The organism is Candidatus Protofrankia californiensis, from assembly GCF_900634765.1.
GTDB classification, from domain to species: Bacteria; Actinomycetota; Actinomycetes; order Frankiales; family Frankiaceae; genus Protofrankia; species Protofrankia californiensis.
This window is the reverse complement of sequence record NZ_CAAAFT010000223.1, coordinates 5,196-7,182: the sequence shown is the minus strand read 5'-3', so window position 1 is coordinate 7,182 and position 1,987 is coordinate 5,196. Positions and strand designations below refer to the sequence as shown.

At 72.6% G+C, this 1,987-nt stretch carries 1 protein-coding gene; it reads right to left on the bottom strand.

The window, feature by feature from the left end:
• Nucleotides 1–1,835: BREX-2 system phosphatase PglZ (pglZ, locus tag DD1DGNOD_RS12120; RefSeq protein ID WP_241255668.1), on the bottom strand; the 1,835-nt coding region annotated here is incomplete at its 3' end.
• Nucleotides 1,836–1,987: the final 152 nt, after the last annotated feature.

Genomic DNA, 1,987 nt, shown 5'->3' with positions numbered 1-1,987 from the left:
GAGTCGGCCGTCCACGGCGTGCGCCCCCCCTTGTCAAGGGCGTCATCGACGGTGTTGACCACGACCCCGACCACTGCAGTGCCGCTCCGGATCGCGTCGGCGACCTTCGGCGCGAGGGCGTCGCCGGCACCGGCCGTGGTGAGGTCGCTCTTGTGGAACAGCGGCCAGCCCCGCTCGTCGAAGGCGGCGCGTTCGTGGGTCCGGGTGCCGTCGGTGAGCCGCCCGCACAGCAGGCTGGTCCGCGAAACCCGTGTGACCGACGGCAGCGCCGCGAGCACCGGCCGAGCCGGAGCGAGCGTGTGCTCGACCCAGCCACGCGACGACAGGTCCGCGAGCAGTTCCCGCGCCACGCCCGTGGACAGGCCGTCGAGCACGAGCAGCAGCACCCGCAGTTCCCCCGACAGGGGCAGCACGACCTCGCCGAGCACGTCCTCGACCGGCAGCAGCTCCCCCAGCGTGGAGCCGGTACGGACATGGTCGGCAAGCAGACGGGCGAACCGCTGCTCGTGTTCAGCGCGTATCACGTCGACCGCCGCGCACAGCGCCCGGTACGCCGCCGCGACCGCCGGATCGACGTCGCCCTCCCACACCCGGGCGCGGGCCACGTCCACCCACGCGTCCTCACATTGCTGGCGACGGGCCGCTTCGGCGAGACTTGCCGCGGGTGGCTGCCCGCTGGCCTGCCGGTAGGCCAGCCAGCGGAGCAACCGGATTGCCATCTCGACCCGGCGCACCCGTTCGCCATGGTCGACCGCGAGCGCGTGCGCCTTCAGCCGCGCGGACTCCCCCTCCGCCGGCGCGAGATCGTCGGTGTACAGCCGCCGCTTGCGCAGCAACGCCGTGACCTGCGATCCGACACTGCGCACCCGCTGAGCGAGACCCGACTCCAGGACCGTACTCGGGTACGCGAGATCGCCGGCGCCCTGCTCGGTCAGCAGCTCCTCGGCGCGCCGCAGCACCGTCCCGGCGACGGCCCTGCCGTCCTGGGTGAGGAGCCGCTGCACCAGACCTTCGGCCGCCCGTCCCCATTCCGCGGCGGTCGCCGTGTCCAGGGCTCCGCCGACCGCCCGCGTCTCCAGCATGGTGCGTGGCACCTGCGCGGCCTCGCGTACATCGGAATGGGTCAACGCGGCGAGCACCAGCCCGACGGCGACGGTGTCCGGGCCGTACCCGCCGACGAAGCAGCGCAGGACGGCGCGGGCCACGTCCGCGTGACCGCCGCGTCCGGCAAGCCACGCGGTGAGTCCGTCGCGGATCGCCGGATCCAGCGCGCACCACCGGACGAGGTGGGCGGGGTCGATGCTCCACTGGAGCAGACCGGTGAGGTCCAGGTCGAGGCGGCTGAGCCCGACCCGGGTCTCGGCCAGCACGCTCAGCGCGCTCGCCCGGTCGAGGTAGCCGCTCGGCACCGCCGGATACCCGTCCACCGGGGGTACCGCGAGCAGTGCGTCGACCGCCCACTGCTCCTCGACGAGCGCGGGGTCGATGTCACGTGCCCGAAACAGGCTGGCGAGCTGCTGCCAGCGGTCGAGCGGGAGCACCTTCTGCCCGACGAAACGGGCGGTGATGCTCGCCCCCAGCTCGCTGGTCTCCTGGTCGGTGAGCAGGACCAGAACATCGCCGGGTGCCAGGTCGGCGACCCGCGCAAGCTCATCCCGGATCGCGAGCGTGGACACGCAGGGCCGAACGACCATCGCGCGACCGGTGGACACGTCCAACCGCTCGTCGTGCGGCCACACCGGGGTAGCTGCCAGCGCGATTACCTGTGCCTCCGCATGCCGGCGCAGGACCTCGGACACCTTGGCGCGTACCAGCACCGGCGTGGCCAGCACCATCACTCCACGACCTTCCAGGTGACGCGGACCCGCCTGCCCTGCGCGGCAAGCGTGGAAAGGACGCTCGCCATGTCCGTCACCGATGTCCGGTCGACAACGCGGTCTCCCTCCTCGGCGACCTTTACCGGTGGGAACTCGGCGACCTTTACCGG